Origin of the sequence: Streptomyces sp. NBC_01235 (assembly GCF_035989285.1) — a bacterium.
Lineage (GTDB): Bacteria > Actinomycetota > Actinomycetes > Streptomycetales > Streptomycetaceae > Streptomyces.
Genome location: NZ_CP108513.1, coordinates 3879753 through 3903338, shown reverse-complemented (window position 1 = coordinate 3903338; position 23586 = coordinate 3879753). Strand labels below are relative to the sequence as shown.

The window sequence follows — 23586 nt, the reverse complement described above, 5'->3', positions numbered from 1 at the left end:
CTCCTCGAGCGCCCCGTCTCCGAGCCGGCCGGCTCGGAGCCTCGCAGAGGCCTCGGGCACGATGCCTGTGGGGTTGTTGGTACTGCTGGGACGTCGCACAGCTTCAGTGACTGTTGTGGCGGCAGAGGCGATCGATCGTCGGCGGGCACGGATGGCTCGAAGGCAGGCCCGTGACTAAGCGGGGTGAGCAGTGCTAGAAAGGCCGGATGGAAGACCGTTTTGCCCGAGTTCGGCACATATCACGGCTATGGTCACTGGTGCGGAAGAACACGCGAAGCGTCGCGGGGCAGATGTTCCTCATGCAGGTGACACTGGTGGTGCTGCTCGTGGCATTCGCCGTCTTCGCCCTTGTCCTGCAGTCACAGCGGCACACCAATGCCGAGGCCAAACGGAGATCCATAGCCGTCGCGCAGACTTTCGCGCATTCCCCAGGCGTGCTGTCCGCACTGCAAGCCCCCGATCCCTCGAAAGTCCTGCAGCCGCTGACCGAGGCCGGACGCAAGTCCGCGGGCGTCGACTTCGTCGTGGTGATGGACACGAAAGGGATCCGCTACACCCATCCCCTGCCGGACCGGATCGGGAAGCGGTTCGTAGGAAAGATCGAGCCGTCGCTGGCGGGAAAGGTCTATACCGAAAGCGTGCACGGCCCCCTCGGCCAGGAAGTCCAGGCGACCGTGCCCATCCGGAACACCCGGGGCCAAGTGGTGGCCCTCGTCTCCGCCGGGCTGAAAGTCAAGAACGTGACCAGTCTGGTGGAGCGGCAGATACCGATCATCCTGACCGCCGGGGCGGGCGCACTCGGAGCGGCTACCGCCGCCACGGTGCTGGTGAGCAGGCGGCTGCGACGGCAGACTCACAGCCTGGCCCCGAACGAGATGACCAGCATGTACGAGCACCACGACGCAGTGCTGCACTCCGTGCGCGAAGGCGTGCTCATTGTCAATGACGAGGGGCGACTGCTGCTGGCGAACGACGAGGCCAGACGACTCCTGGAGCTGCCCCCGGAGGCAGAGGGGCAGCATGTGTCCCGGATGCCGACCCTCGAACCTGAAATCATGTCGTTGCTCAGCTCCGGCCGCGAGGCCAATGACGAGGTGCACTTGGCCGGACCGCGGCTGCTGGTGGTCAACCAGAGGCTCACGGATTGCGGCGGAGGCCCCAGGGGCACCGTTGTGACGCTGCGCGATTCCACGGAGCTGCGGGCTGTGTCGGGCAGGGCCGAGATCACAGGTGAGCGGCTGAAGCTGCTCTACGACGCCGGACTGGGCATCGGCACCACCCTGGACGTCATCGAAACGGCCGACGAACTCGCCCGGATCGCCGTCCCCCGTTTCGCCGACTTCGTCACCGTGGACCTGGCCGACGCCGTCTTGCACGGCGAGGAACCGTCGACCACGGCAAAGGGGATGAGACGTGTCGCCGTATGCGGTATCCGCGACGACCAGCCGCTCTACGAGAAGGGCCGGCTGATCGACTTTCTGCCCTCCACGCCCCAAGCGCGCGGCTACGGCACCGGCCGCTCGGAACTGGTGGCCGACCTGTCCACCGCAACGGGCTGGCATCTGCAGGACCCGGAACGCACCGAACAGATAGTGGACTACGGCATCCATTCGCTCATAGCGGCTCCGATCCAGGCCCGCGGTGTCGTGCTGGGCACGGTCAACTTCTGGCGCTCCGAGGAGCACGACCCCTTCGACCAGGAGGAGCTCTCACTGGCGGAGGAACTGGTGGCTCGTGCCGCGGTCAGCATCGACAACGCCCGCCGGTACACGCGCGAGCACGCCCTGGCGGTCACCCTCCAGCGCAGCCTGCTGCCGCGAGGCCTGCCCGAGCAAAGCGCCCTCGATGTCGCCTACCGCTACCTCCCGGCCCAGTCGGGCGTGAGCGGGGACTGGTTCGATGTGATTCCCCTGCCAGGCAGCCGCGTGGCGCTGGTCGTCGGTGACGTGGTCGGCCACGGCCTGCACGCCGCTGCGACCATGGGGCGGCTGCGGACCGCGGTGCACAACTTCTCCACGCTCGATCTGCCCCCCGGTGAACTGCTGAGTCATCTGGACGACCTGGTCGGGCGCATCGACCAGGACGAGGCGTGCACGGACAGCCCCGCTGCCGTCGTGGGCGCCACCTGCCTGTACGCGATCTACGACCCCACGACGCGCCGCTGCACCATGGCACGCGCGGGGCACCTGGCTCCTGCGCTGGTCGATCCTGACGGAAACGTCACCTTCCTCGACCTGCCGCCGGGTCCACCTCTGGGTCTCGGCGGCATGCCCTTCCAGGCCGCTGAGCTGGACATCGCCGAAGGCTCCCAGCTCGTCCTCTACACCGACGGTCTCATCGAGGACCGGACCCGCGACCTCGACGAAGGAATGGAACTCCTGCGCAAAGCCCTGGCGGGTCAACCTGAGCGCGCGCCGGAGGAGAGCTGCCAGGCCGTGCTGGGATCGCTGTTGCCCGAACGCCCCACGGATGACGTGGCTCTGCTCATCGCCCGTACCCATGCGCTGCCGTCGGATCGGATCGCCGAGTGGGACGTGCCGCCCGATCCGGCTGCCGTCGCCGGGGTACGCGCCGCGGCGACCGGCAAGCTCGACGAGTGGGGGCTGTCGGAACTGGGCTTCAGCATGGAACTGGTGCTGAGCGAACTCGTCACCAACGCTGTCCGCTACGGTTGCGAGCCGATCCACATGAGGCTGATCCACGACCGCACGCTGATCTGCGAGGTGGCTGACGGCAGCAGTACCTCGCCCCACTTGCGGTATGCCGCGACGACCGACGAAGGTGGCCGGGGCCTGTTCCTGGTGTCGCAGTTGACCGAGCGCTGGGGAACCCGGTACACCCCCCAGGGCAAGGTGATCTGGGCTGAGCAGGCGCTACCGAAACACTGAGAAGCCATGCGCTTCGGCGCCCGGGGCCTGCGGCGTCTCCAGTACTTCCGGGCGCCGTTCCAACGCCCGCCAGGAGCGGGCCCGCCGGCGGGCGTACACCGGCGGGCGTACAGAGGACTGACGAGGACGCGGCACATCGCCGGCGCAGAGTGGACGTGGACGATCCCCACGGTGCCCTGGTCCGTGATGCCCTGCCGATGGTCCCGCCCCGCTTCTGCCCCGGAGCGCCGGCGCGTTCCACTCCCCGGTGTCACCGCCGCCGACGTCCGGACGACCGGGGCGCTCACCGCGCTGATCGCGGCGCTGCCCTCGCTGCTCGAAGGGGAGGGGGAGCGGATGGCGGCGGACGGCGGGGACCCGCACTGCGCGCGGGTGCTGGACGTTACCTACTGGTGAGGAAACTTGCTTCCCCGTGGCTGGATCACCCGTTACGCTCCCCCAGCGCGCATCCGGCGCGAGCAGGGGGTACCGGGAGTAACAGGGGACATGGGGGACATGGTCGAGGAAGTTGGCGCGCCCGAGAAGGGCCCGAACGCGTGGGCTCAGGCCATCGCGGCGCTGGTCGTGGTCGGGGCGCTCGGGGGCGGGCTGTTCGTGATCCAGAAGAACGATGCCAAGGCCGCCGACAAGCCGGCGACCTGTTCGGTCGACGACAAGGATGAGAAGGCCGACAAGGCCGCGAGGGCGGCGCACCGCATCTCCGGGACGCAGTTGTGCACGGCGCTGAACCGTGCGGACCTGCCGACGCTCGCCGGTACGCCGCAGGAGCACGCGCTGACGGCCTACGGCAGTGACGGCTCGGTCGAGATGGCGGGCGGCACCGAGATTCCGACGCCTGAGGGGACCGTCCAGCTGGACACCTACACCGTGAAGCTCTCGCGGTCCTACGACGACCTCCCGATCGCCGGGATGGAGGACCTGCTGAACGAGGCGGAGAAGAAGACGATCCTGGGCCACCCCGCGGTGCTCTACTCGGGCCAGACGTTCTCCATCCAGTTCAACCTCGGCGGCGGCAAGTCCGAAACCGGGCCCGGCGGCATCGCCCGCACCCTGGTCGTCGCCCCGGACAGCAAGGACGGCGGCGGTTCCTACGAACTCGCCATCTGGCGCCAGGACAGCGTGCGGCCGGACGACGCGGCACTGCTGCGCATCGCGCAGAAGGTGCTGCCCACGGTCCCGGGCTGGGCGGCCGCCCGCTGACGGCCGGCCCGGCAGGGGCGTACGTCACTGACCACGCCGAAGGCCGGCACCCCGCGGGGTGCCGGCCTTCGCCGTACGGAGTCGAGTCGGTCAGGAGGTGACCAGCTCCCGCTCCTCCACCCGGGCCTCGGTTATCGGCTGTTCCGGCTTGCGGTCCCGCATGACCAGGGTGGCCAGGATCGCCGCCGCCAGGACGCCGATCGCGCTGACCGTGAAGGTCGTCGTCATCGAGGCGGTGAAGGCCTCGCGGGCCGCCCGGGCCAGGCCCTGGTCCTCGCCGGCCACCGCCAGCGCCCCGCCGATGGACTGCCGGGCCGCCTCGGGGGCGTCGGCCGGCATCTCGGCGGCGTAGCCGCTGGTCAGCAGGGAGCCGAGGATCGCGATGCCGAGAGCCGTGCCGGCCTGCTGGATCGTGTCGTTGAGGGCCGAGCCGACGCCCGCCTTGTCCGCGGGGATGGTGCCCATCAGCGCGCCGACGGCGGCCGGCATCGCGAGCCCCGCGCCGAGGCCGAGCAGCCCGAGGGCGATCGCCGGGACGGTGAAGCCCGAGTCGGCGTCGACCGTCGTCAGCAGGGCGAAGCAGGCGGCCATCACGAGCATGCCGGAGAGGACGACGAACCGGTTGCCGATCTTCGCCGCCACCTTCACGCCCATGCCGTTGCCGATCAGCGCGGCGAGGGCGAGCGGCAGGAAGGCGAGGCCCGCCTTGACGGGGGAGTAGCCGAGGACGAACTGCAGGTACTGGGTGAGGACCTGCCGCCCGTCCCGTCCGTCTGGACCCGGCAGAAGCGCGAGCCCGACCAGCCCGCGCTCAGCCGGGACGCGATCGTCCGCGAGGCGGTCACGATGCTGGACGCCGAGGGCATCGAGGCGCTGAGCATGCGCAAGCTGGGCGCGCGCCTGAACGCCGGCGCGACCTCCCTCTACCGGCACGTCGCCACCAAGGACGAGCTGATGGAGCTGGCCGTGGACGAGGTCGCCGCCGAGATCCACGTCCCGCCCGCCGACGGCCCCGACTGGCGCGCCGCCGTCACCGAGGCGGCGGGCTCGTTCCGTACGACGGCGCTACGGCACCCCTGGCTGCCCTCGGTCCTCGGTCAGGCCGGCCTCGCCTACCTCGGCGCCAACCTGATGGCCTTCTCCGAGAGCCTGGCCGCCCTGTTCACGGCCGCCGGCTTCGAGGAGCCGGGCCGCGCGATCGAGCCGCTGCTCAGTTACGTCATCGGCGTGAGCACCACCGAGGCGGCCTGGCTCACCACGGTCGCCCGCTCCGGCGAGACCGAGGCCGACTTCATCGCCCGTCTGATGCCCGCCGCCCAGCAGGCCGCCGCCCCCTACGACCACCTCGCGGGCGAGTACGCCGCGAGCGCTGCCGAGGCGACGGACCCGGTGGCGCTCCGCGAGGGCAAGTTCACCTACGGCCTGGAGGTCGTCCTGGACGGCCTGGCCCTGCGCCTGGCCTCGCGAGGCGTCCTAGAGGGCCTGGAGGGGGCCTGGAGCGGTCCTGGAGCGGTCCTGGAGCGCCGCCTTCTCCACCCGTACCGCGCACACCTTGAACTCCGGCATGCGTGAGGTCGGGTCGAGGGCCGGGTTGGTGAGGGTGTTGGCGCGGCCCTCGCCCGGCCAGTGGAACGGCATGAAGACCGTGTCCGGGCGGATTCCGGTGGTGATGCGGGCGGGTGCGACGGCCCGCCCCCGGCGGGACACGACCGCCAGCGGGTCGCCCTCGGCCGCCCCGAGCCGCGCCGCCAGCCGGGGGTGCAGCTCGACGAACGGGCCGGGCGCGGCGGCGTTCAGCTCGTCCACGCGCCGGGTCTGGGCGCCGGACTGGTACTGCGCCACGACCCGTCCGGTGGTGAGCAGTACGGGGTAGTCGTCGTCCGGCTCCTCGGCGGCCGGCCGGTGCGAGACCGGCACGAACCGGGCCCGGCCGTCCGGCGTGGCGAACCGGTCGAGGAAGAGCCGGGGCGTGCCGGACGGCTTCTCCTCGGCCTCGTCCCCGTCCTCCCCGTTCCGCACGTCCTCCGCCGGGCAGGGCCAGAACACCCCTTCGCCCGCTCCCTGCGCCAGCCGCTCGTAGCTGATCCCGGAGTAGTCCGCGATGCCGCCCGCGCTGGCCCGCCGGAGCTCCTCGAAGACCTCCTCGGGCTCGGTCGGGAAGCCCTTCTCGACGCCCAGTCGTGCCGCCAGCTCGTGCAGCACCTCCAGGTCGCTGCGCACGCCTTCCGGAGCGGTGATCGCCTGGCGTCGCAGCAGCACCCGCCCCTCCAGGTTGGTCGTCGTCCCCGTCTCCTCCGCCCACTGGGTGACCGGCAGGACGACGTCCGCGAGGGCGGCCGTCTCCGACAGGACGACGTCGCACACGGCGAGGAAGTCGAGGGACTTGATGCGCTCCTCGACGTGCGCCGCGCGCGGCGCCGACACCACCGGGTTCGACCCCATCAGCAGCAGCGAGCGGATGTCCGTACCCAGCGCGTCCAGCAGCTCGTAGGCGCTGCGCCCCGGCCCGGGCAGGGAGTCGGGGTCGATGCCCCACACCTCGGCCACGTGCGCCCGGGCCGCCGGGTCGTCCAGCTTGCGGTAGCCGGGCAGCTGGTCGGCCTTCTGGCCGTGCTCGCGCCCGCCCTGCCCGTTGCCCTGCCCGGTCAGGCAGCCGTAGCCGCTGAGCGGGCGCCCCGCCCGGCCCGTCGCCAGGCACAGGTTGATCCACGCGCCGACCGTGTCGGTCCCCTTGGACTGCTGCTCGGGCCCGCGCGCGGTGAGCACCATCGCGGCCTCGGGCTCGCAGAACAGCCGCACTGTTTCCCGGAGTTCAGGAACGGACACCCCCGTGATCCGCTCCACGTACTCCGGCCAGTGCGCCATGGCCGCCGCCCGTGCGTCCTCCCAGCCGACGGTCCGCTCCCGCACGTACTCCTCGTCGACCCGCCCCTCGGCGACGATCAGGTGCAACAGGCCGAGGGCGAGGGCGAGATCCGTCCCCGGCCGGGGCGCGAGATGCAGGTCGGCCTGCTCGGCGGTCTTGGTCCGGCGCGGGTCGATCACGATCAACGTGCCGCCGTTCTCGCGCAGTTCGTTGAAGAACCGAAGCGAGGGAGGCATGGTCTCCGCGAGGTTGGACCCGACCAGGATCACGCACCCCGTCTTCGGGATGTCCTCCAGCGGGAAGGGCAGCCCCCGGTCGAGCCCGAACGCCTTGATGCCGGCCGCCGCCGCGGACGACATGCAGAAACGCCCGTTGTAGTCGATCTGCGAGGTGCCGAGCACGACCCGCGCGAACTTGCCGAGCGTGTACGCCTTCTCGTTCGTCAGCCCGCCCCCGCCGAACACGCCGAGCGCGTCGGCGCCGTGCTCCGCGCGCACCCGCGCCAGCTCCCCGGCGATCCGGTCGAGCGCCTCGTCCCAGGTGGCCGGCACGAGCGAGTCGCCGGACCGCACCAACGGGGAGGTCAGCCGCACTCGGGAGGAGAGCACCTCCGGCGCCGTACGGCCCTTGCCGCACAGCGCGCCCCGGTTCACCGGGAAGTCCGCGCGCTCGACCACCTCGACACCACCCGTGGGCAGGGGCGACAGGGCCATCCCGCACTGCAGGGCGCAGTACGGGCAGTGGGTGGGTGTCGAGGTGGTCCGCATACGCCTCAGCGTGCGTCGGCCGTGTTACGCGCCGTGCGATCTCCTGTTACGGCGGTGTGGTGGTGCCCTCCCGGCCGGCCCGGACCCGCCGTGAGGCGCCCGCCCCGTTCGCTACCGGCCGTCGGCCAGCGCCCTCGTCACCCCGGGTTCCTTCGGCCCGAGGAACCGGGGGTCCGGCTCGAACACCGCGTCCAGGGCCGCCTTGCCGGCCGCGAAGACCTCCCGGGCGCCCCCGTAGTACCAGGTCACGTCATGTTTGGCATCGACCCCGACCCCGTACGAGTCCACCCCCGCCGCCTCGCACAGGGCGACGGCACGCCGGATGTGGAACCCCTGGCTGATCAGTACGGCCCGGTCGACCCCGAAGATCTTCTTGGCGCGGACGCAGGAGTCCCAGGTGTCGAAACCGGCGTAGTCGCTGACGATCCGCGCGTCGGGCACCCCGTGCTTCGTCAGGTACGCGCGCATCGCGTCGGGCTCGTCGTAGTCCTTGCGGCTGTTGTCACCCGTCACGAGCACGACCTTGATACGGCCCTCCCGGTACAGCGTGGCCGCCGCGTCCAGCCGGTGCGCGAGATACGGCGACGGCTCGCCGTCCCACAGGCCCGCGCCGAACACGACGGCGACCTCCGCGCGCGGCGCGTCGGCCGTCGTACCGAGCCGGTCGGCCGTGGACACGTACAGCCAGGTCGCCGGCAGCAGCGCCAGCACACACCCCGCCATCACGGCCTGCGCCAGCCGGCGCCGCCCCGCACGGGTGCGCGGCAGCCGCGGTCGACGGATGTTCATACGGTGTCCCCCCGGGTCGACAGCCCCTTCGGCCTGGGAAGACGCAGCGGACGGCGATCCGGTTCGCTCCCGCGTTCGAGCGGCATCTCACATCGTCGCCCCGCACGCGGTGAACGCCCGGAAAGAACTCGTGACGGTCAGGCAACGGGGGTGCAACCTCGGTCCGTCAGGATCGGTGCATGAGCCAGCCAAGCCTCGTCCACCTCGACGGCCGTCGGCGTCCCGGCCCGCCCGCACTGGTCGTCGTCGCCCACGGCAGCCGCGACCCGCGCGCCCTGAGCACCGTCCGCACACTCCTGGACCGCGTCCGCGAGCAGCGCCCCGGCGTGCCGGTGCACCTCGGCCACATCGAGCTCAACGAGCCCCTGCTGACGGACACGCTCGCCGACCTCGACGCCCACGACACGACGGACGCCGTGCTGGTCCCCCTGCTGCTGGCCCGCGGCTACCACGTCAAGCGGGACATCCCCGAGATGGCGGCGAAGGCGCGGGTCCGCACGCGGGTGGCGGCCCCGCTGGGCCCGCACCCCCTGCTGGTGGACACTCTCCACACCCGTCTGGTCGAGGCCGGCTGGCGCACGGACATGACGGAGACGGAGCGCCGGGCGAGCGCGGTGGTCCTCGCGGCGGCGGGCTCCCGTGACCCGGACTCGGCCGTCGACACCCGCCGCACCGCCCACCTCCTGGCGCGCCGCCTGGGCGTCCCGGTGATCCCCGCGTACGCGTCCACGGCGACCCCGTCGGTCCCCACGGCGCTGCGCGCGCTGGCGGCGCGGGGCCGGGAGAGGGTGGCGGTGGCGTCCTACTTCACCGCTCCCGGCCGCTTCGCGACGGAGTGCGCGCAGGCCGCTCCCTGGATCGCGTCGGCGCCACTGGGCACCCACCCGGCGATTGCCGACCTGCTGCTCCACCGTTACGACCAGGCACTCGCATCAGGGGCCAAGAGCAACGCGGCCTGAAAGGGGCGCGGGGCAACCCGGCAGACAAGTAGGCACCCAATTGTCACTACCGCCGCCTACTGTCGAAACATGCCCTATGACCCGCCGTCAACCGAACGTTGGGCGCACGAACCCGACAAACGCCCCGGCCGCACCGCCTTCCAACGAGACCGCGCACGCGTCCTGCACTCCTCGGCGCTCAGAAGACTCGCGGGCAAGACCCAGGTGGTCACACCGGGAGAGCGCACCGAGGCATGGGACGCCACCCCCCGCACCCGCCTCACGCACTCCCTGGAGTGCGCCCAGGTGGGCCGTGAACTCGGCGCGGCCCTGGGCTGCGACCCCGACCTGGTCGAGGCGGCCTGCCTCTCGCACGACCTGGGGCACCCCCCGTTCGGCCACAACGGCGAACAGGCCCTGAACGACTTCGCGCGGGACTGCGGCGGCTTCGAGGGCAACGCCCAGTCACTGCGCCTCCTCACCCGCATCGAGCCCAAGCGCTTCACCGACGAAGGGTCCGTCGGCCTCAACCTCACCCGGGCCACCCTCGACGCCGCCACGAAGTACCCCTGGCCCCGGGGCGCCCACCCCACCGACCCCGCGTCCCCCAAGTTCGGCGTCTACGAGGACGACCGGCCCGTCTTCGACTGGGTCCGCAAGGAGGCCCCCGGCACGCGCACCTGCTTCGAGGCGCAGGTCATGGACTGGGCGGACGACGTGGCCTACTCGGTGCACGACGTGGAGGACGGCCTGCACGCGGGGCACATCGACCCCGACTGCCTGCACGCCGAACCGGAACGCCAGGAGATCTTCCGGGTCGCCGTCGGCCGCTATGTTCCGGCCGGCACCGACCCGGCCGAACTCTCCGCCGCCCTCGACCGTCTCCTCGACCAGGAGTGGTGGCCGCACGGCTACGACGGCACGGCGGTCGCCCAGGCCGGCCTGAAGGACGCCACCAGCCAGCTCATCGGCCGTTTCTGCCTGGCCGCCGAGGCCGCCACGCGTATCCGATGGGGGTACCTCCCAGGCCGTTCAGGCACTGGGGGAGGCACGGGCCGCCTCACCCGTTACGGCGCCGAACTCGTCGTCCCGCACGAGGCACGCCTGGAGTGCGCGGTCCTCAAGGCGGTCGCCGACCGGTACGTCATGCAGCGCGCCGAACAGGAACGCCTGCGCGCCGACCAGCGTGTCGTCATCAGCGAGCTCGCCGAGGCGCTCACCGCCCGCGCTCCGGACGGCCTCGACCCCCAGTTCCGGGCGCTGTTCGACCGGGCCCCCGACGACCGCGCCCGCAAGCGCGTCGTCGTCGACCAGATCGCCTCCCTCACCGACGCCTCGGCCCGCTCGCTTCACACCCGCCTGACGGGGCAGACGAGACCCTGACAAGAGCCCTTGTCGGGAGTCCCTGTCAGGAGCCCCCGGCAAGGGCGCACCCCGCCGCACGCATCCGCACGCGGTGCGCCCAAACGGGCCCGAACGCGGCCTGGCATGCCCTGATCGGGCACGTCCCCCTTCCCCCATCACGCTGCGTGCGGGACGCTCGCATGTGGCGGCACGCTTACGAGGAGGCATCACGTGGTCGACGCGGATCAGACATTTGTCATCGTCGGAGGAGGCCTGGCCGGCGCGAAGGCGGCCGAGACGCTGAGGGCGGAGGGCTTCACCGGCCGCGTGATACTGATCTGCGACGAGCGCGACCACCCCTACGAGCGCCCGCCGCTCTCCAAGGGCTACCTGCTCGGCAAGGAGTCGCGCGAGAGCGTCTTCGTGCACGAGCCCGCCTGGTACGCGCAGAACGACATCGAGCTGCACCTGGGCCAGACCGTCGACGCGATCGACCGCACCGCGAAGACGGTCCGCTTCGGTGACGACGGCACACTCGTCCACTACGACAAGCTGCTCCTGGCCACCGGCGCCGAGCCGCGCCGGCTGGACATCCCCGGCACCGACCTCGCGGGCGTGCACCACCTGCGCCGGCTCGCGCACGCCGAGCGGCTCAAGGGAGTCCTGGCCGCCCTCGGCCGGGACAACGGCCACATCGTGATCGCCGGCGGCGGCTGGATCGGCCTGGAGATCGCGGCGGCGGCCCGCGAGTACGGCGCCGAGGTCACCGTCGTCGAACCGGAGCCGACCCCGCTGCACGGAGTGCTCGGCCCGGAGCTGGGCGGCCTCTTCGCCGACCTGCACCGCGAGCACGGCGTCCGCTTCCACTTCGGCGCCCGGCTCACCGAGATCGTCGGCCAGGACGGCATGGTCCTCGCCGCCCGCACCGACGACGGCGAGGAGCATCCGGCGCACGACGTCCTCGCGGCGATCGGCGCGGCCCCCCGGACGAGCCTCGCGGAGGCGGCCGGCCTCACCCTCGCCGACCGCGCCCACGGCGGCGGGATCGCGGTGGACGCCCAGCTGCGCACCTCCGACCCCGACATTTACGCCGCCGGCGACGTCGCGTCCTTCCCGCACGGCCTCTTCGACACCCGGCTGCGGGTGGAGCACTGGGCCAACGCGCTGAACGGCGGTCCGGCCGCCGCCCGCGCGATGCTCGGCAAGGACGTCACCTACGACCGCGTGCCCTACTTCTTCTCCGACCAGTACGACCTGGGCATGGAGTACAGCGGCTGGGCCCCACCGGGGACGTACGACGAGGTGGTGATCCGGGGCGACGCCGGCAAGCGGGAGTTCATCGCGTTCTGGGTCAAGGAGGGCCGCGTCCTGGCCGGCATGAACGTGAACGTGTGGGACGTCACAGAGCCGATCCAGAAGCTGATCATGTCGAGAACCCCCGTGAACACGGAGGCGCTGGCCGACCCCCACGTCCCACTGGAGGACCTGGCTCCCTAGGCGCCTCAGGAGTGTCGGCCCTGCCCCGTAGAATCACTGCGTGGCAGGACGGATCAACGACGAGGACGTGAAGGCGGTACGGGACGCGGTCCCGATCGACGCCGTGGTGTCCGAGTACCTCCAGCTGCGCAACGCGGGCGGCGGCAACCTCAAGGGGCTGTGCCCGTTCCACGACGAGAAGTCGCCGTCCTTCCAGGTCAGCCCGAGCAAGGGGCTCTTCCACTGCTTCGGCTGCCAGGAGGGCGGCGACACCATCACGTTCGTGATGAAGGTCGACCACCTCACCTTCTCCGAGGTCGTCGAGCGCCTCGCCGCCCAGGCCGGCATCACGCTGCGCTACGAGGAGGGCGGCTACAACCCCTCCCACCAGCGCGGCGAACGCATCCGTCTGGTCGAGGCCCACAAGATCGCCGCCGAGTGGTACGCGGAACAGCTCGCCACCAGCCCCGAGGCCGACACCGGCCGGATCTTCCTCGCCGACCGCGGCTTCGACCAGGCCGCCGCCGTCCACTTCGGCGTCGGCTACAGCCCCCAGGGCTGGGACCACCTCACCCGCTTCCTGCGCGGCAAGGGCTTCACCGACAAGGAACTGCTCCTCTCCGGGCTCTCCCAGGAGGGCCGTCGCGGGCCCATCGACCGCTTCCGTGGCCGGCTGATGTGGCCCATCCGCGACATCGGAGGGGAAGTCGTCGGGTTCGGCGCCCGCAAGCTCTACGAGGCCGACAACGGGCCCAAGTACCTCAACACCCCCGACACGGCGATCTACCGCAAGTCCCAGGTCCTGTACGGCATCGACCTCGCCAAGCAGCACATCGCCAAGACCAGCCGGGCCGTCGTCGTCGAGGGTTACACCGACGTGATGGCCTGCCACCTCGCTGGGGTGACGACGGCCATCGCCACCTGCGGCACCGCCTTCGGCGGCGACCACATCAAGATCCTCCGCCGGCTGCTGATGGACAACGGATCGGCCCGCGTCATCTTCACCTTCGACGGCGACGCGGCCGGCCAGAAGGCTGCCCTGCGTGCCTTCGAGGACGACCAGAAGTTCGCCGCCGAGACGTACATCGCCATCGCCCCCGACAACATGGACCCCTGCGACCTGCGTCTCGCCAAGGGCGACGAGGCGGTCGCCGACCTGGTCGAACCCCGCACCCCGCTCTTCGAGTTCGCGCTGCGCCAGATCGTCGTCCGCTACGACCTCGACACCCCGGCGGGCCGCGCCGCCGCGCTGGACGAGGCGGCGCCCATCGTCGCCCGCATCAAGAACAGCGGCGCCCAGCACGAGGTCGCCGTCCAGCTCGCCGGCATGCTCGGCATCCTGGACACCCAGTTCGTCGTCAAGAGGGTCGCCCAGCTGGCCCGTTGGGCCCGCGACCGGGGCGGCAAGGGCCCCGCGCCGGCCCGCGGCGGTTCCCAGCCGTACGACGCCGCCCCCCGGCCCACCGCCGGCGGCCCCGCCCTCAACCTGCGCAACGCGGTCTACGCCACCGAACGCGAGCTGCTCAAACTCGCCCTCCAGCGCCCCGAACTGGTCGCCCCGGCCTTCGACGCGTACGGCGTCGACGAGTTCACCGCCGCCCCCTACGCCGCCGTACGCCAGGCGATCCAGGACGCGGGCGGCGCCGAGTGGGGCATGCAGGACGGCCAGGAGTACCTCGTACGGGTCCGGGAGGCCGCGCCCGACGACACGGTCCGCGCGATGGTGACCGAGCTCGCGGTCGAGGCGATCATGCGCCGCACGGTCGACGAGAACTACGCGGGCGAGCAGCTCGTGACCGTCCGCCGCAGGGCCGTGACGCGCCGGCTCACCGATCTGCAGAGCACGCTGACCCGCCTCGGCCACACGGACCCGGCCCAGGCGGCCGCCGTCCAGAACGAGATGATGATCCTGACCAGGTACGACAGGGCACTCCAGCACGAGGGTCCGTCCGCTCTCTGAGCCCGCGCCCCGGCACGGTCACCACGCGGTCACGGACCGGACTCAAAAAGTCACCGCACGCCCCTCGTGGCGGCGATGTGTCGTACTCCACACTGGGTTGCGGTGCCTGAGTCCTCGGAGCGCGGCCGATCCCGGACGGACAGCGGCCTGGCCGCCGACTCCGCCCCCGAAGTACCGCTGCTGCTCACCTCAGCAGCGATCATCCTGGAGGTCGCCCCCGTGCAGACCCAGACCCTGAGCCACACCGACAGCACCGCCGACAGTACGGCCGGCACGGCCGGCACGACCGACGGCACGGAAGCGGACGCCGAGAGGGACGTCCTCGTCGCGGTCCCGCCGCAGAACCGTGCCGCGCACCACCCGGAGACGGAGGCGGAGACGGAGGCGGAGACGGAGGCGGAGCCCGCCGATCCGCCCGCCGAGGTTCTCGAGGACGGGCCGGAGCCCGAGCCCGTCGTACCGCCCCGCGCCCGCGCCGTGGACAACAGCGGCCCCTCCTCGGACCTGTTCCGCCAGTACCTGCGCGAGATCGGCCGGATCCCGCTGCTCACCGCGGCCGAGGAGGTCGAGCTGGCGCGTCGCGTGGAGGCGGGCCTGTTCGCCGAGGAGAAGCTCAGCAGCACGCCCGACCTGGACAGCGAACTCGCCCTCGACCTGGACCGGCTGGTCGTCATGGGCCGGATGGCCAAGCGCCGGCTGATCGAGGCCAACCTGCGGCTCGTGGTCTCCGTCGCCAAGAGGTACATCGGGCGCGGGCTCACGATGCTCGACCTCGTCCAGGAGGGCAACCTCGGCCTGATCCGTGCGGTCGAGAAGTTCGACTACGCCCGCGGCTACAAGTTCTCCACGTACGCCACCTGGTGGATCCGCCAGGCCATGTCCCGGGCGCTGGCCGACCAGGCACGCACCATCCGCGTCCCGGTCCATGTCGTCGAGCTCATCAACCGGGTCGTCCGCGTCCAGCGCCGCATGCTCCAGGAACGCGGCTACGAGCCGACCCCCGACGAGGTCGCCGCCCAGCTGGACCTGCCGCCCGAGCGCGTCGGCGAGGTGCTGCGCCTGGCCCAGGAGCCGGTCTCCCTGCACGCCCCGGTGGGCGAGGAGGACGACGTGGCCCTCGGCGACCTCATCGAGGACGGCGACGCGGCCAGCCCCGTCGAGTCGGCGGCCTTCCTGCTGCTGCGCGAGCACCTGGAGGCCGTGCTCTCCACGCTCGGCGAACGCGAGCGGAAGGTCGTACAGCTGCGCTACGGCCTGGCGGACGGCCGGCCGCGCACGCTGGAGGAGATCGGCCGGATCTTCGGCGTGACGCGCGAGCGGATACGGCAGATCGAGTCGAAGACCCTCAACAAACTCCGCGACCACGCCTTCGCGGACCAGCTGCGCGGCTATCTCGACTGACGCGGCCGCGGGCGGTCGTGCTTTCCCCCCCAGAGCCCGCCTCAAGGGCCTGGGGGCCCCAGGCCGCCCCCGGGCCGAAGAGAGCGGCACCCGGCGCGGGCGAGTGCCCCCACCCGCCCGCGCCGGCCCAGGGCGCCGCTCAGTCGACCTCCGCGACCGCCTGCGCGAACTGCGCCTTGTACAGCCGCGCGTACGCGCCGTCGGCCGCGAGCAGCTCGGCATGGGCGCCCTGCTCGACGATCGAGCCGTTCTCCATCACCAGGATCGTGTCGGCGTCCCGGATGGTCGACAGCCGGTGCGCGATGACGAAGGACGTACGCCCGTGGGCCAGTTTCGCCATCGCCTTCTGGATCAGCACCTCGGTGCGGGTGTCGACGGAGCTGGTGGCCTCGTCGAGCACCAGGATCGTCGGGTCGGACAGGAACGCCCGCGCGATGGTGATCAGCTGCTTCTCACCGGCGCTGACCCCGCTGCCCTCGTCGTCGATCACGGTGTCGTAGCCGTCGGGGAGGGTGCGGACGAACCGGTCGGCGTGCGCCGCCCGTGCCGCCTCCTCGATCTCGCCGCGGGTGACCTCCCGCGACGCCCCGTACGCGATGTTCTCCGCGATGGTGCCGCCGAACAGCCAGGTGTCCTGGAGCACCATGCCGATCCCGGCGCGCAGTTCGTCGCGGGACATCCGCCCGACGTCGACGCCGTCGAGGGTGATGCGCCCGCCGGAGACGTCGTAGAACCGCATGAGCAGGTTCACCAGCGTCGTCTTGCCGGCGCCCGTCGGGCCGACGATGGCGACCGTGTGGCCGGGCTCCACCGTCAGCGACAGGTCCTCGATCAGCGGCTTCTGCGGGTCGTACCGGAAGGACACGCCCTCCAGCGCCACCCGTCCGCGCAGCTCCGCGGGCCGCTCGGCCGCCACCGGATCCGCCTCCTGCTCCTCCGCGTCCAGGAGTTCGAAGATCCGCTCGGCCGAGGCGACGCCCGACTGCACCAGGTTCGCCATCGACGCGACCTGCGTCAGCGGCATCGAGAACTGGCGCGAGTACTGGATGAACGCCTGCACGTCACCGATGGAGAGGGCGCCCGACGCGACGCGCAGGCCGCCCACCACCGCCACCAGGACGTAGTTGATGTTCGACACGAACATCATCAGCGGCTGCATGACACCGCTGTTGAACTGCGCCTTGAACCCGGCCTCGTACAGCGCCTCGTTCTGCTCGGCGAACTGCCCGGCCGACTCCTCCTGGCGGCCGAACACCTTCACCAGCGTGTGGCCGGTGTACATCTCCTCGATGTGCGCGTTGAGCTTGCCGGTGGTGCGCCACTGCTGCACGAAGTGCGGCTGCGACCGCTTGCCCACCCGCGTGGCGACGACGAACGACAGCGGCACGGTCACCAGCGCGACCAGCGCGAGCAGCCACGACACCCAGAACATCATCGCCAGCACGCCGATGATGGTCAGCAGCGAGTTGATGAGCTGGCCCATCGACTGCTGGAGCGTCTGCCCGATGTTGTCGATGTCGTTCGTCGCACGGGAGAGCACCTCACCGCGCTGGCGCTTGTCGAAGTACGACAGCGGCAGCCGCGACAGCTTCGTCTGCACGTCCTCGCGCATCCGGAACATCGTGCGGTTGACGGCCTTGTTGACCAGGCGCGTCGCCACCGCCATCAGCAGACCGGCGACGAGGAACACGCCGAGCGCGAACAGCAGGACCTCACCGACCTCGCCGAAGTCGATGCCCTTGCCGGGCGTGAAGTCCGTGCTCCTGAGCATGTCCGCGACGCTGCCCTCGCCGCGCTCCCGCATCGAGTCGAGGACCTGCTCCTTGCTCGCCCCGGCCGGCATCTGCCGTCCGATGATGCCCGCGAAGACCAGGTCGGTGGCCTTGCCGAGGATCTTCGGCCCGACCACGTTGAGGCCGACGCTCAGCACCACGCAGACCAGCATCGCGTAGAGGGTGAGCCGCTCCGGCCTGAAGTGGCCGAGCAGCCGTTTGCCGGACACCTTGAAGTCCAGCGAGCGGTTCTCGGGACCGGTGCCCGCCATCATGCGCCCCATGGGCCCGGCCATCAGGCTGCCTCCGCTTCCGTGAGCTGGGAGAGCACGATCTCCCGATAGGTCTCGTTGTCCGCCATGAGCTCGCGGTGCGTGCCCGTGCCGACGACCCGGCCCTCGTCGAGGACGATGATCCGGTCGGCGTCGCGGATGGTCGCCACCCGCTGGGCGACGATCACGACGGTCGCCTCGGCGGTCTCCCGCCCGAGCGCCGCCCGCAGTGCCGCGTCGGTGGCGTAGTCGAGGGCGGAGAAGGAGTCGTCGAAGAGGTAGATCTCCGGCCGCTGCACGAGCGTACGGGCGATCGCGAGCCGCTGCCGCTGACCACCGGAGACGTTCGTGCCGCCCTGCGCGATGGGGGAGTCCAGCCCGTTCTCCAGCTTGCTCACGAAGTCCTTGGCCTGCGCCACCTCCAGCGCGTGCCACAACTCCTCGTCCGTGGCGTCCGGATTGCCGTAGCGCAGGTTGGTGGCGACCGTGCCCGCGAACAGGTACGGCTTCTGCGGCACGAGTCCGACGGTCTTCGCCAGCAGCACCGGGTCGACCTCGGCGACGGCCACCCCGTCGACGAGCACCTCGCCCTCGGTCGCGTCGAACAGCCGGGGCACCAGCCCGAGCAGCGTGGACTTGCCGCTGCCGGTCGAGCCGATCACGGCGGTCGTCTCACCGGGCAGCGCCACCAGCTCGACGCCCTTGAGGACGGGCTCCTCGGCGCCGGGATAGCGGAAGCCCGCGCCCCGGATCTCCAGATGCCCGTGCCGGCGCAGCTCGGTGACAGGTGCCATCGGCGGCACGACCGACGAAGAGGTGTCCAGCACCTCCTGGATGCGCTCGGCGCACACCTCCGCGCGCGGCACCATCATGAACATGAAGGTGGCCATCATCACGGACATGACGATCTGCATGAGGTAGGCGAGGAAGGCGGTCAGATCACCGATCTGCATGCCGCCGCTGTCGATGCGGTGGGCCCCGAACCAGACCACCGCGATCGACGACAGGTTCACCGTGGTCATGACCACCGGGAACATCAGCGCGAGCAGGTTGCCGGTCTTCAGCGAGATGTCCGTGAGGTCGGCGTTGGCCTTCCGGAACCGCTGCTGCTCGTACTCGTCCCGGACGAAGGCCCGGATGACCCGGTTGCCGCTGATCTGCTCGCGCAGCACCCGGTTCACGGTGTCCAACTTCACCTGCATGGACCGGAACAGCGGCCGCAGCCGGCGCACGATCAGCGTCACGCAGATGCCCAGGGTCGGCACCACGGCGACCAGCACCCCGGACAACGGCACGTCCAGGCCGAGCGCCAGCACGATGCCGCCCACGCACATGATGGGGGCCGACACCAACAGCGTGAACGTCATCAGGGTCAGCATCTGGATCTGCTGGACGTCGTTCGTCGTCCGGGTGATCAGCGTGGGCGCGCCGAAGTGGCCGATCTCGCGGGCGGAGAAGGACTGCACCCGGTCGAAGACGGCCGCCCGCACGTCCCGGCCGAGCGCGGCGGCGGTCCTGGCGCCGTAGTACACCGCGCCGATGTTGCACACGACCTGTGCGAGCGAGATGCCGATCATCACGCCGCCGAAGGACAGGATGTAGCCGGTGTCGCCCTCGACGACGCCCTTGTCGATGATGTGGGCGTTGAGTGTGGGCAGGTAGAGGGTGGCGCAGGTCTGCAGGAACTGCAGCAGCACCAGCAGGGTGATGGGTTTTCGGTAGGGCCTGAGGTAGGTCCTCAGTAGTCGTATGAGCACGCTACGTCTCTCGGAGTCGGCGGGAGGGGCACGGGCATTCGGTTGCCCCTGGCCCCTATCGTCGACCACTCCACCCGCGTTACCTCAACCGATTAAGCCGATGGCGGAGGTTTTCCGGCCTTCGGTGGAGAGCGTCACGCGCGAAACGCCCCGGGATGCGTCTGCTCGCGCACCGACACGAACTGCTGGCGCACCGCCTGCCCCACGGCCAGCTCCTCACCCGGGTCCAGAACCTGCGCCGCCGCCCCCTGCCAGGCCGGCGGGTTCCGCGGGTCGAGGGTGCCCTGCGAGACGCCGAGCGCCCACGCCGCCTGCCGGGCCGCCCCGATCGCCGCGTAGTCCGCCGGCTGCGGTACGACGACCTGCGCCCCGAACAGCGCGGGCGCCGCCGACTGCACGGCCGGCAGCTCGGCCGCCGCCCCGAGCAGGAAGATCCGCCGCACGTCCACGCCCCGGCCGCGCAGCACGTCGAGCGCGTCCGCGAGCCCGCACAGCATGCCCTCGAAGGCGGCCCGCGCGAAGTGCTCGGGCTTCATGGACTCGCGCCGCAGCCCGGCCAGCGTCCCGGCGGTGTGCGGCAGGTTCGGCGTCCGCTCACCCTCCAGGTAGGGCAGCATGACCAGCCCGTGCGACCCCGGCGTCGACTTCATCGCCAGGTCCGACAGCGCCTCCAGATCGGCCGCCCCGACCAGCTCGGCGGCGCCCCGCAGGGTCCGTACGGCGTTCAGGGTGGTGACGACGGGCAGATGCATGCCGGTCGCGTCCGCCAGGGAGGTGATCATCCCGCTCTGGTCGACGAGCGCCTCGGGGTGCACGGCCATCACGGACCCGGAGGCGCCCAGCGACACGACCGCGTCGCCGAGCCCGATCCCGAGACCCAGGGCCGCGGCCATGGTCTCGCCGGTCCCGGCGGAGATCAGCAGCCCCTCCGGCGTCGTACCGGCCGCGTCGGACGGCCCGATCACCTCGGGCAGCATGGTCTGGTGACCGAGCGCCAGCTCCACGAGGTCGGGACGGTAGCCGCCGGTGGCGGCGGACCAGTAGCCGGTCCCGGAGGCCCCACCGCGATCGGTGGTCCTTCGCACGGGCCGCCCGAGCAGCTGCCACACCAGCCAGTCGTGGGCCTGGAGCAGCACGGCGGTCCGCGCGGCGGCGTCCGGCTCGTTCTTTGCCAGCCAGCGCAGCTTGGTCACCGGCTGGGCCGCCTGGGGCACGCATCCCACCGCCTGCGCCCACGCCTCGCGCCCGCCGAGCGCGTCGACCAGGTCGGCCGCCGCGACCTGCGCGCGCTTGTCGCCGCCGACCATCGCCGGGCGCACGGTGTTGCCCTGTGAGTCCAGCGGCACGACGGCGTTCTGCTGCGAGGACACCCCGATGGCCTGCACACCTTCGAGCAGCCCACCGCCCGCGGCCTCGCCCAGGGACAGCAGCCAGGCCTGCGGATCGACATCGGAGGGCCGCCCACCGCTCTCGGCGCCTTCCATCGGATGCGGCGCATATCCCTGCCGGAGCACGGCTCCGGTGTCCGCGTCGCAGACGACGATACGAGTGAAATCGGGCGAACTGTCCAACCCGGCGACTATCCCCATGGCGAAAATTCTGCCGCACGCTCCGCTTGGGTTTGGCCGTCGGGCGCCGTGGAGGTGCGTGCGGTTTACGGGTGTGGGTGCGTTGTGGCTGGTCGCGCCCGCGCGGCGCGGCCGCATATGTCACAGCCCCGCGCCCCCTGGGGGTGACTCTTCCTGGTGCCGCAGTGACGGCTGCTACGTGTTACTGGTGCCCCAGTCGTCGTCACCGCCGTTGTGGGCGCTGCGCTCCTTCAGTGAGCGGACCCGGCCGGCGACCGACTCGGGCACGTGGTCGCCGACCTTCTCGCTGACCGCGTGGTACGCCTTGCCCGCGTACTGGCGGCCCTGCTGGGCCGCGGTCTCGGCGGTGTTGCGCACGGCGGGGTTCTGGGCGACCTGTCGCGCGGACTTCTTCAGCTGTTCGTAGCGCTCGCGCCCGGCACGCGTGCCCAGTACGTAACCCAGAGCCAGCCCGACGACGAACGTGAGCTTGTAGCGCATGACGGCCACCCTTCCCTCGTGTAGGTCCCTGGCACGACATCGGCGCCGGGGGAACCGATTGGCGGAGCACCCCCCAGCTTGCGCTAATGTATGTGTCGCAGCGAGCGAGCGCTTCCTGGCGAATACCCAGGCAGGTACGTTCGATGCAACGAGGCATTCCTCCGTAGCTCAATTGGCAGAGCAGCCGGCTGTTAACCGGCAGGTTACTGGTTCGAGTCCAGTCGGGGGAGCTCGGTCCTCCGTAGCTCAATTGGCAGAGCAGCCGGCTGTTAACCGGCAGGTTACTGGTTCGAGTCCAGTCGGGGGAGCATCGTGAACGAGGACCCCGTGGGGGTCCTTTTTCATGTCGGCGGGAACCGCGCAGGCCAGGGCGCGGTCCTCATGGTCGTGCAAGGTCGACCAGCCGAAGCGTGAGATCGTATGAGCGGCTATGCTGCGGCAGACGGCGCGCACACATGTACGCGACACGCCGCTATGGGGCGGTAGCTCAGCCGGTTAGAGCAGCGGACTCATAATCCGTCGGCCGTGGGTTCGAGTCCCACCCGCCCCACCTGCGCAGGCTTCTGACCTGCGGAAACGTTCTTTTTTGGGTGCCGGGGCGTCAACTTTGCCTGAACGGACTGAATCCGCTGCTCGTGGGTTTGGGGTCCGGAGGTGCTCGGGGGAGCCTTAACCCCTCTGAACTGCGGCGGAGTAGGTGTTCGAGGTTTCCGCTCGCGGTTCGGGTGGCCGCCCTGAGGGCTGGTGCCAAGACCCAGGGGCCGTACAGGGGCCGGGACGGCGCAGCAGCGGGCGGACCGACGGCGTTTCGGGGTCGATTCGTTGTCCCATTTGATGGTTGCGCGGCTGGGGCAGCCATCCACAGGGCGGTCAGTTGAGTACCGGGGCGGCGGGTCGGGCTACGTCGGCTGCCGTCTGTGCTGTGGAGAGCCTGTCGCTGCTGAGAGAGCGTCCCGGCAACGGCCGAGGGAGCGAGGAAACGGCCCGAAGAGGAAACGGCCCCGATGGGCTACGCGACCCTCTCGTGTGGACCCGTCGGTGTGGCCGGGGACGCCGACTGGGCAGCAGCTGTCTCGGGGGACGCCGAAGCCGCCACCCACCCGGCCCGCGATCACCTGGACTTCCGGATGCTCAGAAGGTGAGCACCACGCGTCCCCGGAGGCCGCCCACTTCCAGCAGTCGGTGTGCTTCGGAGGCCTGTTCGGCCGGCAGGGTCCGTGCGACCCGCGAGGTAAGGCTGCCTTCCTCCGCCAGTTGACGGAGGCGGTCGAGCTTGGCATGTTCGCGTGCGTACTGGGGCACCAACGTGTGGCGGATCTCGATGCCGCGCTCACCGGGCACTTCGACGCCACCGACCGACGAGGCCACCCGACCACCGTCGCGGACCGCGCGGATGGCGAGGCCGGCGACGCCCGCGGTGTCGACGAGTCCGTCGACACCGTCGGGTATCTCCCTGCGCACCAGCTCCGGGAACTCGGTACCGCGAGGCAGGACTACATCAGCCCCGAGCTCCTTCACCAGTGCCTCGTCCTTCGGCGCCGCGTCGGCGATCACCCGGAGCCCGTCCGCCTTGGCCAGCTGGACAGCGCAGCCGCCGACCGCGCCGGCCGCTCCCGTGACCGCCACGGTGGCGCCTGCGGGAAGTTGGAGCAGGTCCAGCGCCATACGGGCCGTCAGCCCGTTCATCGGCAGCGTGGCGGCCTCGACATCGGTCGCGCCCGCCGGTACGCGGACCACCGACTCGGCGGGAACGACCAGGTGCTCGGCGTAGGCTCCGCGCGTCCCGGAGACGACCACGACGGCCATGACATGGTCACCGGCCTCGAGATCGGTTTCGGTTCCCTCGCCGATCTGCTCGACCACGCCGGCCGCGTCCATCCCTGGCACGTAGGGCGGCTCGGCGTCGGAGACGAAGGCGATTCCCCGGCGCACCAACGTGTCGACGGGGTTGACCGTCGCCGCGTGCACCCGGATCCGGATCTCGCCCGGCCCGGCCTCGGGGACCGGAAGGTCCAGGACCCGCAGTACGTCGGGTCCGCCGAATTCGGTCAGCCCTATGGCCTTCATGGGAAGTCCTTCCTCGGAGA

General features: G+C 71.1%; 15 protein-coding genes, 3 tRNA genes and 2 pseudogenes. 12 read left to right on the top strand and 8 right to left on the bottom strand.

Annotated elements, in window-relative coordinates; translation table 11 throughout:
* Positions 1-290 precede the first annotated feature (290 nt).
* The 3 genes from OG289_RS17180 to OG289_RS17170 all read left to right on the top strand — a co-directional run bounded on the left by OG289_RS17180 (position 291) and on the right by OG289_RS17170 (position 4088).
* Positions 291-2888: a SpoIIE family protein phosphatase gene (locus tag OG289_RS17180; RefSeq protein ID WP_327314901.1), complete on the top strand. Its 2598-nt coding sequence runs from the start codon at positions 291-293 to the stop codon at positions 2886-2888.
* 171 nt (positions 2889-3059) lie between these two features.
* The gene (locus tag OG289_RS17175; protein ID WP_327314900.1) at positions 3060-3284 is read left to right on the top strand and encodes a hypothetical protein; all 225 of its coding nucleotides are present in this window, start codon (positions 3060-3062) and stop codon (positions 3282-3284) included.
* A gap of 99 nt (positions 3285-3383) precedes the next feature.
* Positions 3384-4088 (top strand): DUF6215 domain-containing protein, encoded by a 705-nt coding sequence (locus OG289_RS17170; RefSeq protein ID WP_327314899.1) that lies wholly within the window; start codon positions 3384-3386, stop codon positions 4086-4088.
* A 90-nt stretch (positions 4089-4178) separates the two neighbouring features.
* On the opposite strand, the pseudogene OG289_RS17165 reads toward OG289_RS17170, so the two are convergent.
* Positions 4179-4841, bottom strand: a pseudogene (locus OG289_RS17165) (MFS transporter); the annotation flags it as partial.
* On the opposite strand from OG289_RS17165, the pseudogene OG289_RS17160 reads away from it, so the two are divergent.
* Positions 4830-5558 (top strand): annotated as a pseudogene (locus OG289_RS17160) (TetR/AcrR family transcriptional regulator C-terminal domain-containing protein); the annotation flags it as partial. The pseudogenes OG289_RS17165 and OG289_RS17160 sit on opposite strands and share 12 nt — an antisense overlap.
* A gap of 3 nt (positions 5559-5561) precedes the next feature.
* Here OG289_RS17160 and OG289_RS17155 read toward each other — a convergent pair.
* Together OG289_RS17155 and OG289_RS17150 are read right to left on the bottom strand one after the other, a co-directional pair.
* Entirely contained in the window at positions 5562-7721 is a 2160-nt protein-coding gene (locus OG289_RS17155) for a molybdopterin oxidoreductase family protein (protein WP_327314898.1), read from the bottom strand.
* A 111-nt stretch (positions 7722-7832) separates the two neighbouring features.
* On the bottom strand, positions 7833-8510 hold the full coding sequence (locus tag OG289_RS17150; protein ID WP_327314897.1) for a SanA/YdcF family protein: 678 nt from the start codon (positions 8508-8510) through the stop codon (positions 7833-7835).
* A 179-nt stretch (positions 8511-8689) separates the two neighbouring features.
* Between OG289_RS17150 and OG289_RS17145 the strand changes: the two genes are divergently transcribed.
* From OG289_RS17145 to OG289_RS17125, 5 genes are all read left to right on the top strand, one after another.
* On the top strand, positions 8690-9469 hold the full coding sequence (locus tag OG289_RS17145) for a sirohydrochlorin chelatase (protein WP_327314896.1): 780 nt from the start codon (positions 8690-8692) through the stop codon (positions 9467-9469).
* A gap of 69 nt (positions 9470-9538) precedes the next feature.
* A complete protein-coding gene (locus tag OG289_RS17140) occupies positions 9539-10831 on the top strand; it encodes a deoxyguanosinetriphosphate triphosphohydrolase (RefSeq protein WP_327314895.1) in 1293 nt (430 codons plus the stop codon).
* A 192-nt stretch (positions 10832-11023) separates the two neighbouring features.
* Entirely contained in the window at positions 11024-12289 is a 1266-nt protein-coding gene (locus OG289_RS17135) for an NAD(P)/FAD-dependent oxidoreductase (RefSeq protein ID WP_327314894.1), read from the top strand.
* 40 nt (positions 12290-12329) lie between these two features.
* Entirely contained in the window at positions 12330-14228 is a 1899-nt protein-coding gene (dnaG, locus tag OG289_RS17130) for a DNA primase (RefSeq protein ID WP_327314893.1), read from the top strand.
* A 102-nt stretch (positions 14229-14330) separates the two neighbouring features.
* Entirely contained in the window at positions 14331-15629 is a 1299-nt protein-coding gene (locus tag OG289_RS17125; protein WP_442818909.1) for an RNA polymerase sigma factor, read from the top strand.
* 139 nt (positions 15630-15768) lie between these two features.
* On the opposite strand, the gene OG289_RS17120 is transcribed toward OG289_RS17125, so the two are convergent.
* The 4 genes from OG289_RS17120 to OG289_RS17105 form a co-directional block, all read right to left on the bottom strand.
* The gene (locus OG289_RS17120; RefSeq protein WP_327314891.1) at positions 15769-17697 is read right to left on the bottom strand and encodes an ABC transporter ATP-binding protein; all 1929 of its coding nucleotides are present in this window, start codon (positions 17695-17697) and stop codon (positions 15769-15771) included.
* Positions 17697-19430 (bottom strand): ABC transporter ATP-binding protein, encoded by a 1734-nt coding sequence (locus tag OG289_RS17115; RefSeq protein WP_327314890.1) that lies wholly within the window; start codon positions 19428-19430, stop codon positions 17697-17699. The genes OG289_RS17120 and OG289_RS17115 overlap by 1 nt, the downstream gene beginning before the upstream one ends.
* Positions 19431-19564: 134 nt before the next feature.
* Positions 19565-21019, bottom strand: a complete 1455-nt coding sequence (locus tag OG289_RS17110) for a xylulokinase (protein WP_327314889.1) — start codon at positions 21017-21019, stop codon at positions 19565-19567.
* Between the two features lie 174 nt (positions 21020-21193).
* The gene (locus OG289_RS17105; RefSeq protein WP_327314888.1) at positions 21194-21499 is read right to left on the bottom strand and encodes a YtxH domain-containing protein; all 306 of its coding nucleotides are present in this window, start codon (positions 21497-21499) and stop codon (positions 21194-21196) included.
* Positions 21500-21656: 157 nt separating this feature from the next.
* On the opposite strand from OG289_RS17105, the gene OG289_RS17100 reads away from it, so the two are divergent.
* The 3 genes from OG289_RS17100 (at position 21657) to OG289_RS17090 (ending at position 22049) form a co-directional block, all read left to right on the top strand.
* Positions 21657-21729, top strand: a tRNA-Asn gene (locus OG289_RS17100).
* 5 nt (positions 21730-21734) lie between these two features.
* A tRNA-Asn gene (locus tag OG289_RS17095) sits at positions 21735-21807 on the top strand.
* A gap of 168 nt (positions 21808-21975) precedes the next feature.
* Positions 21976-22049, top strand: a tRNA-Ile gene (locus OG289_RS17090).
* Between the two features lie 581 nt (positions 22050-22630).
* Here the strand turns inward: OG289_RS17090 and OG289_RS17085 are convergent.
* Positions 22631-23566 (bottom strand): NADP-dependent oxidoreductase, encoded by a 936-nt coding sequence (locus OG289_RS17085; protein ID WP_327314887.1) that lies wholly within the window; start codon positions 23564-23566, stop codon positions 22631-22633.
* Positions 23567-23586 lie beyond the last annotated feature (20 nt).

Bases quoted from the DNA above. Each gene is read 5' to 3' on its own strand.
- OG289_RS17180 (WP_327314901.1), top strand. From the start codon at position 291: ATGTTCCTCATGCAGGTGACACTGGTGGTGCTGCTCGTGGCATTCGCC.
- OG289_RS17170 (WP_327314899.1), top strand. From the start codon at position 3,384: ATGGTCGAGGAAGTTGGCGCGCCCGAGAAGGGCCCGAACGCGTGGGCT.
- OG289_RS17155 (WP_327314898.1), bottom strand. From the start codon at position 7,721: ATGCGGACCACCTCGACACCCACCCACTGCCCGTACTGCGCCCTGCAG.
- OG289_RS17150 (WP_327314897.1), bottom strand. From the start codon at position 8,510: ATGAACATCCGTCGACCGCGGCTGCCGCGCACCCGTGCGGGGCGGCGC.
- OG289_RS17145 (WP_327314896.1), top strand. From the start codon at position 8,690: ATGAGCCAGCCAAGCCTCGTCCACCTCGACGGCCGTCGGCGTCCCGGC.
- OG289_RS17140 (WP_327314895.1), top strand. From the start codon at position 9,539: ATGCCCTATGACCCGCCGTCAACCGAACGTTGGGCGCACGAACCCGAC.
- OG289_RS17120 (WP_327314891.1), bottom strand. From the start codon at position 17,697: ATGGCCGGGCCCATGGGGCGCATGATGGCGGGCACCGGTCCCGAGAAC.
- OG289_RS17110 (WP_327314889.1), bottom strand. From the start codon at position 21,019: ATGGGGATAGTCGCCGGGTTGGACAGTTCGCCCGATTTCACTCGTATC.
- OG289_RS17105 (WP_327314888.1), bottom strand. From the start codon at position 21,499: ATGCGCTACAAGCTCACGTTCGTCGTCGGGCTGGCTCTGGGTTACGTA.
- OG289_RS17085 (WP_327314887.1), bottom strand. From the start codon at position 23,566: ATGAAGGCCATAGGGCTGACCGAATTCGGCGGACCCGACGTACTGCGG.